The organism is Bifidobacterium miconis (genome assembly GCF_019331735.1).
Taxonomy (GTDB): domain Bacteria; phylum Actinomycetota; class Actinomycetes; order Actinomycetales; family Bifidobacteriaceae; genus Bifidobacterium; species Bifidobacterium miconis.
The window spans coordinates 1-8,097 of the sequence record NZ_JAHBBH010000067.1; the positions used below are offsets into that span (position 1 = coordinate 1).

The window sequence follows — 8,097 nt, forward strand, 5'->3', positions numbered from 1 at the left end:
TCTCAACATTGTCGATAACGGGCAGTACAGCATTGGTGGCGCGCAGGGCGTGAGCACTACTTATGAGAAGGGAAGTGTCGCCGAGCAGCAGAACTTTTCTTCGCAGGACAACGCTCTTGTGGCCAACTCCAACTTGTATACGGTCGACGAGTTCAATCAGCTGATCGATAAGTATGTCGCCGCTCATCCCGAAGAACAGCAGTCGTCCAAACCCGGCGATTCTAAACCTGACGACAACCAGAACCAGAATAACAGCGGGAATGGTTCAACGGATACTAATAAGCCGGGCGATAATGGTTCAGCCAACAATACGGGCAATACTGGTTCAGCCAACGGACAGACAAGCCAGGCGAAGCCGGTATACCGACTGTATAAGCCAGGTGCGGTGGAGCACCTGTACTCGGCCAGCGCGAACGAGATCAAAGCCTTGGTGAGGAAGGGCTGGCGCAATGAAGGCGTCGTATTCCAGGCCACGTCCGGAAGCCCGCAACATCTTCGCCCGATCCTGCGTGAGTACAATCCTCGCACCCAGCGTCATAATTGGACAAGTGACTGGCTGGAGGACAAGGCCTTGATCAACAAACACGGCTGGAAGGGCGAGGGAGTCGCTTGGTATTCGGATATGGACGGCACCGTTGACGTGTATCGTCTGTCTAATCCGCGAACAGGCGAACATCTATTCAGCACCAGCCAAAACGAATGCCGCGTCCTCGTCTCTCGTGGATGGCGCAATGAAGGAGTCTCTTTCAAGGGCTTGTAAAACTTCTGTATAAATAGAGGCGGCCCCGACACTGTCGGGGCCGCCTCTATTTATGGGATCAGCCTAGGAGAGCTCCGTCAGAGGAGACCCTTCCAAGCCAGACCTTCCTGGTTCCAGCCACGGGTGCCGTCGATGCGGTACTCGTTGATGTCCGTGGTGTACAGGTGCTCGTCCTTGCTCGGCGAGTACAGACGGTACACCGGAACCGTGCCCTCATCGGACTGGTACCAGGCAACGCCTTCATCCTTCCAGCCGCGCTTGGTGGACAGGACCGTGCGCTCGTTCTCGTCCAGCGTGACCAGATGACGACCGGTCTTCGGGTTGTACAGACGGTAGACCGGCTTGGCGCCGTCGACCTTTTTGGACGCCTTGAAGGCAAGGCCTTCATCCGTCCAACCACGCTTGGTGGACAGGATCTGACGCTCGTTGTCGTCCGAAGTGTACAGATGCAGACCGCTCTTCTTGTCGTACAGACGGTACACAGGAAGAACGTTGTCCTCGGTATCCGTGCCGGGCGTGCTCGGCTGACTCGGAATGCTCGGCTGGCTCGGCTGCGTCGGCTTCTTGGTCAACGCGGTCTGAGCATCGGCCAAAGCCTTGGCAGCGGCATCGACCTCGGTCTGCGTGGCCTTCTCGTCGGCGGAGACCTTTTCGGCAGCGGCCAGCGCATCGGCGAACGACTTCCAAGATTCGGCGGTGTAATCCGCCTCCTTCTTGGCCTTCGCATCGGCGATGGCCTTGTCCAGCGTGGTCTTGTCGACCTTGCCTGGGGTTTCGGCCTTCTTCAGACCAGTCTGAGCGTCGGTCAACGCCTTGGCGGCAGCATCGACCTCGGCCTGAGTTGCATCGGCCTTCGCAGCAATACCCTCGGCAGAAGCAAGAGCGGCTGCAAACGGCTTCCAGGACTCGGCGGTGTACTCCGTCTCCTTCAGACCCTTAGCCGACGCAATCGCGCTGTTCAGCTTGGCCTTGTCGGCTGCGGTGGACTGACCGTTACCAGTCACGGTCACGGTCACGGTCACGGATTTGCCGTCGACGGTTGCGGTGATCGTGACGGTGCCGGCGGCGACTGCCGTGATCTTGCCGTTCTTGACGGTGGCGACCTTCTCGTCGGAGGACTTCCAAGCGACGGTCTGGTCGGTGGCGTTGGACGGGGTCACCTTGGCGGTCAGGGTTTCGCTGGCGCCCGACTTGAGCGTGAGCTTGCCGTCCTTGACGTTGTCGCCGGAGATGGCCACAGACTCGACCGGGACGTTGACGGCGGTACCGCTCACGGTCACGACGAAGGAGCGACGCTCGATACGCTTGTTCGAATCGTACGCGAAGTAGGACAGCTCATACTGGCCCGGCTTGGACGTATTGACCGAGCCGATCACACGGCTGTTCTCGGTGTTGGAGAGTTCCTTGTCGCCGCAGGTGATGGACACACCCTTCCATGGGTCGTACGCCGTCGTGGAGACGGGGATCGTCTTGTCTTCGGCGCGGTTGTCCTCGTCACTGTATGGCTTGCCGATTTCCTTACTGTCGATGGTGAACTTCGGAGAGCAGTAGGTGTTGGGGGTATCCGGGTCGGTGGATCCGCTGTCCTGATGAGTGCGGGTGAACTCATCCCACTTGAACTGGTCCGGCTTCTCCCACGGGATGACGATCACGCGGAAATCGCCCTTATCGCCATTGAAGCTGACGGTCTGCTTGGCTTCTTCGTCGCTGTTGGGGACCAGCAGAGAATCGTAGGTGTAGTACGAGCCCTGCCAGTTGCCATCTTTGTCCTTATCAGGCCAAGTGCCGTCCTCATTCTTCTGAGTCCAGTAAACGGTGACACGCTGTCCCTTGTACGCAGAAAGATCGGCGTACACCGTCGTTGTATCAGAAACGGAATCAACATCAACCAGAGTCGCGTTCTTGTTGCTGTCAGTCAATGCGGAGTTCACGACAAGTTCCGGCTGGACCGTAACTACATATGCGGATGATGCAGTGCCGGTCTTGTCGGAAGCCGTTGCGGTCAGCCAATACACACCCGGCTTCGTCACGTCGACCGTGCCCTTGACCGTGACCTTCAGATCATTGCCCTGAGCATCAATCGCCTTAAAGCGATTCGCGATTCGTTCCGTGTTGAATGAACCGTCCTTGTTCAACCAGTAAGTACCGAAATTACCGATGGTAAACCGTTGACGGCTTTGATAGGACTGCGTGAAGCGCGGACCATCCGGCTGGTTGAGCTTAGTAGCCTGCCCGTCCACGAGCTTTACCGCGACGTAATTGTTGATGCGCAGGTACTTGATGTTCTTGTCCTTGACCACCGCATCGACGAATTTATCAAAATCGGAGTTCTTGCTGAACGAGCTGAAGGAAAGCGTAGCCTCACCCTTGGCATCCGTCTTCCAATCGCCATTCAGAGACGTGTACCACGTATATGCGCGCCCGTTACTTTCGGGCCTTTGCAGGCACTGATCATCATTCTCAATGCCGTCAGAGAAAGGCGTTGCGCATGCCGTAATGCTGAGGCCATCCTCGTACACCTTGCCGCCCCAGCCGTAAGTAAAGAACGTCAGATTCTTGATGGCATCGGCATTGCGTTGCACTTCATCAATATGGAAAGGCGCAGAGCTGTTGTTGGTGCCCCACTGCGCATACAGCTTGCCTTCCGAAGGCCACTGCACATTGCCCTTAGCATCCGTGGGAGCCTCAACAAGGCGGAATTCGTTGCCGGTGCCGTTACCGCCGCTCCTGAACACATAGGAATCGCCGGTACCGTCCTTCTTGGTGTTCCAAGAAAGGAAGGAGCTACGCGACTGCTCGTTAAAGCCGCTCCAATTATTACCAGCGTAAATCTGGTTATAATTCGGCTGGTCGCCCCAAGATTCGTCCTGATGTTCGTCCTGCCAAGTCTGGTAAGGCTTCAAATCCGGGTTCCAAGTGGTTCCGGTTTTCGTGCCATGGATTACGGACGGATACTGAGCGACCGTATCGAGCGTTCTCTGGGTTCCAGACCACGTGTTGAAATTCCACATGCTGTCCGGCGTGTGGCCGTTCAGGTTCCAGTCGAGCGTAACGTCGCCGTTGGTGCTGCTGTCGTCCGCATTGGCGGTCGCCGTGGTGGCGATCATGCCCGTGGACAGTGTGGCAAATGCCGCTAGAGCACCAATGAATTTAGCGGCAAAGCCAGTGGTATGGCCCTGTTTCATGAGCCAACCCCTTTCTTCTTGCACCCTCACCCATGCAAGGGCTCGTACCTTTATCGTTACGCGGGGGGGGGGGGACACTGTTTTTGAGAAAATATCCAGCACTTGGCCAGCTTGCAGCCAGTAATCGGCGCTTTTCCGTGGAGCTGCTCTGGGCGCATCCTGATTAAATGCTTAAAACAGTGTCCATCATATGTCAAATCTCACACGGAACCGTTCGCTACGCATGAGAGCGCTGTTTTTGGTTTCCCGGTGTCCCTAGAAGAAAGGTTCCTGACTATGACAGGAAACAACAAGGTTTGGCGCGCGCCGCTCGCCGGCCTCGCCTCCGTCGCGATGCTCGCGACCATGGGCGTGGCGGCCAGCACGGCCAACGCCGCTGACGTGGCCGATCCGGACACGTCGAAGCAGGTGACGGTCACCTTCGATGGCACCAAGACCCCGTTTACTTCGGTCAAGGCGTATGTTGGTGAGACGATCGCGGATGCGATCGGCGGCTACGCGAACATTCCGTCCGTTGGCGCTCTGGGCACTAACAAGGTGTTCGGCGGCTGGACTATCGACGGCAAGACCCCGGTCAGCTTCACGCAGAAGATCACGGGCAACACCACCCTTAAGCCGCTCCAGCTTTCCAAGTACTACGGTCTTGATGGACACACCGCCGCCGTGGTCAAGATTGAGTTCAGCGTCGCCGACGCGTATCTGCCGTTCGCCGCGGGCGATGACGTGTACGCGCTTCAGGGCGAGAAGCTGTCCGTTGGCCTGCTGCCTGTTGACAAGGCCGGCGACGGCAAGGTGTACACGAACTACGACATCGACGGCGAGAAGACGTCCCTGAAGGACTACACGTTCACCGACAAGAACGGCGCTCAGAATCCGGACGTCAACGTGTTCACCGTCAAGGGCGGCGATCAGAAGGACGTGCAGATCGCCAAGTTCAAGGCTGACGCCAGCCTGAAGGATTGGGGCTACCCGGTCGGTGACAAGGCCGACGGCACCACCGATGGCGTGGTGGAGTTCGACGTTGACGACGCGTCGAATACTGCTGCTCCGTCATGGTTCACGGTCCCGCAGAAGGGTTCCGCGAAGACGAAGACCGTGACTTCTTGGAAGAAGGCCGGCAAGCCGGATTCGGATGGTAACGTCACGTATGTGCCTGGCGGTGTTTCCGCCGTGTACAAGGTTACTTTCCAGGGTGACGGCGTGACCTCTTCCACTCAGAATGTCAACGCGGGTGGGTTTGCGACGCTCCCGGCGGATCCGACCCGTGAGGGCTTCACATTCGCCGGCTGGCGGACCACGGATACCGCGTTCAACACCGAGCTGCGCACGTACTTGGTGGAGCAGGGTTACATCAAGGATTCTGATCCGGATGATGAGCTGCTGGTGACCACGGAGAATGACGCGATCACCAACGTGGCCATCAACACGAACCTGACGTTCGATGCGGTGTGGTACAACAAGACGACTGGCATCAAGATTACGTTCAAGGATGCTTCCTACAAGGGGCATCAGGCTTCCGTGTCGAAGACGGTTGCTGGTGGCGCGTTCCTTGACGAGTCCCTCGCTCCGGCTTGGACCCGTGACGGCTACTACCTCGCCGGCTGGAAGCTGAAGGACGGCAAGGCTATCGACGCCAAGGGTGAGACTGTCGAGCTTGTTGATGGTTACTTCCCGCTGGATTGGCAGGTTGGCGATGACACCTCCGATCTGGTGCTCGAGGCCGTGTGGAAGCAGGTCACTGCCGACGTGGCGAAGGCTGCACTGAACTACGTCAATGGTTCCGCGAACCCCGGTCTGTTCACGGATGCTTCTTGGACTGAGTACGCGGCTGCGTACAAGAAGATCCAGAACGAGTACGACACCGCCACCTACAATGCTCCGGTTTCCGGCATCAGCAAGGCCACCGCCACCAAGATCGTCTCTGAGCTGAAGGCCGCTTGGGAGAAGCTCGTGTTCGTGCACACCACGAACGCCGATGTCGAGGGCAACTTCACCGTTCATCGTCTGTCGAAGGGCGGCGAGCACTTCTACACCGCTGACTCCACCGAGCTCAAGGTTCTCACCAGCAAGCTGACCACTCGTGGCGGCTGGACCGACGAAGGTCGACTTTTCCAGCAGATCGGCGTCAAGAACGGTAAGACGACGTTTAATCCGACCAAGCTGGCTTCCTTCAAGAACGCCGCCTACATCGCCGTGCAGGCCGATTACGACAGCAACGGCGAGTGGACTCCTACCGACGCTCAGGAGCAGAAGGCCTCTGATATCGCTGATCAGCTTGCTGATGCTGCGACTCCGATTGTGAAGCAGGTGTATCGTCTGTACAACAAGTCGAACGGTGATCACGTGTGGACCATCGACGAGACCGAGTACAACGCGCTGGCCGCGAAGGCCTCCTGGAACGACGAGGGCATCGCCTTCTACGTGCCGGCGTTCACCGGCACCACGACCGTGACCCGTCTGTACAAGGGCAGCCGTCACCTCCTGTCCACCGACTCGAACGAGCAGAAGGTCCTGTCCAAGAAGTACGGCTGGAAGGTCGAAGGCACCGTGTTCAAGGCCTACTGATCCCACCGATCACAGGCATTGACGCGAAGCCGTTAGGCTCGTAAGCAATAAGGGGTGGTGTTTCATCGGGATTGATTCTCGATGAAACACCACCCTTTATTGCTTTCTTGGTCTTGGTCGCATTGTTTCGCGTCTGCTGGCTGATATGTGTCAGTCCATGATTGGTGCTGGCATTGCGCAGGCAGCGTCCGATCTAGAGGATTTCGTGAACGGGCTCATCAGTGCTGCCGAGCTTTCGGAGCGGGGGAGCCGTCTTGCAGTCTCTTGGGCTGAACTATCTGCGATGGCATTCCTATCTGGTTCCGGGAACGACGGTTCTGCGCAATAAAGGCGGAGCGGGCACGCAGCTCGAACTCGATCAATTGGAGGCGAACGCCACGACATACGCGAAGTTCTTGCCTCATTGCGCTCAGAGCAACAGGGTTTAGTATCGTTTCAAGCGGCTCGGGCGGCCTACTCGCTCGGGTCTCACCACGGTATCCCCATTCAAGTATCCGCCGCTGCGGAGTTCGCCGAACGCGATATCCGGGAATTCCCGGACGAAAGCGCGAAGCTGAGTCTCGCGATAGCGTTCGCGACTTTCCTCGATAACGTCCAGCCATCCGCCCTCGGTATCGATTCCGAACTCGTAAACGGCCATTTGCAGCACATCCTCCAATCCCGGGCGCAATCGGTCGCCGCCCACCGGGAAATGAAGCGATGAAAACGTCGGGAAGAAGCCACGTTGCACGAATTCCCTGCGACGATTGCGTCCCTGAGCTTTTGCACCGCACGCAAGCATCGCCTTCGTGGCTGAATCGTTGCTCGCATGAACATTGATGTGGGCAGCCGGAATCGTTCCGCGAACGCTCCGCACGTAGTCATAATGGAACATCGGCTCCGCGTCGGCTTCGGCGCGCAGCGAGATTCCGGAATCCTCCACCTGCAGCTCGTTCACCGGATTGGAGCACGTACACCGGAACCTGTACGCAAGCCGCAGCAGCGGACGCCCGTCCACCGTCAGTGGCACACCTTCCGGATCAGCCTGCCTGATAAGAAAAGACTCCTCACCGCGATTGTCTACACCAACGGGCACGCCGGTATACGGAGTCTCCCTCGCCCCCAGCACGGCGGTCAGCAGATTCTCCAATTCCTGGGCGAACCATTCGGCCTGACGAACAAGCCCAGCGTTCTCATTCATCGCCCCTCCAGAAACTCCAAGTCCTCCAAGTCCTCCAAGGCGATCCGCTGCTCAAGCGTCAGACCGATGAAGTCCCTCGTGCGGCGCAATTCGTCCGCCGTGCCGTATTTCGCCTCGATCTGATTGCGGCGGTCGGCGACGTCCTCCTTTGCGAGCATGACGGGAGAGCCGATCCTATGGGCATTCGCCACGGGCAACACTTCGGTCATAACGCACCTCCTTACACCAGCTAATCCTACCCTTTCCGCACGGGCCACACGAACAGACTTGTTTCCCATAGCCCTAGAAGAAAGGTTCCTGACTATGACAGGAAACAACAAGGTTTGGCGCGCGCCGCTCGCCGGCCTCGCCTCGCTGGCCATGCTGGCCACGATGGGCGTCGCCGCGGGTACCGCGAACGCCGCTAA

General features: G+C 58.1%; 4 protein-coding genes and 1 pseudogene. 2 read left to right on the plus strand and 3 right to left on the minus strand.

Annotated features, from left to right (window positions below):
- Positions 1–760: pseudogene (locus tag KIH79_RS12425) on the plus strand (hypothetical protein); the annotation flags it as partial.
- A 77-nt stretch (positions 761–837) separates the two neighbouring features.
- Here KIH79_RS12425 and KIH79_RS12430 read toward each other — a convergent pair.
- Entirely contained in the window at positions 838–3,945 is a 3,108-nt protein-coding gene (locus tag KIH79_RS12430) for an Ig-like domain-containing protein (RefSeq protein WP_219059659.1), read from the minus strand.
- A gap of 276 nt (positions 3,946–4,221) precedes the next feature.
- On the opposite strand from KIH79_RS12430, the gene KIH79_RS12435 reads away from it, so the two are divergent.
- On the plus strand, positions 4,222–6,510 hold the full coding sequence (locus tag KIH79_RS12435; RefSeq protein WP_219059660.1) for an InlB B-repeat-containing protein: 2,289 nt from the start codon (positions 4,222–4,224) through the stop codon (positions 6,508–6,510).
- A gap of 424 nt (positions 6,511–6,934) precedes the next feature.
- Here KIH79_RS12435 and KIH79_RS12440 read toward each other — a convergent pair whose 3' ends face one another.
- Both KIH79_RS12440 and KIH79_RS12445 read right to left on the minus strand, forming a co-directional pair.
- Positions 6,935–7,690: a hypothetical protein gene (locus KIH79_RS12440; protein ID WP_219059661.1), complete on the minus strand. Its 756-nt coding sequence runs from the start codon at positions 7,688–7,690 to the stop codon at positions 6,935–6,937.
- Positions 7,687–7,899: a hypothetical protein gene (locus KIH79_RS12445; RefSeq protein ID WP_219059662.1), complete on the minus strand. Its 213-nt coding sequence runs from the start codon at positions 7,897–7,899 to the stop codon at positions 7,687–7,689. The genes KIH79_RS12440 and KIH79_RS12445 overlap by 4 nt, the downstream gene beginning before the upstream one ends.
- Positions 7,900–8,097 lie beyond the last annotated feature (198 nt).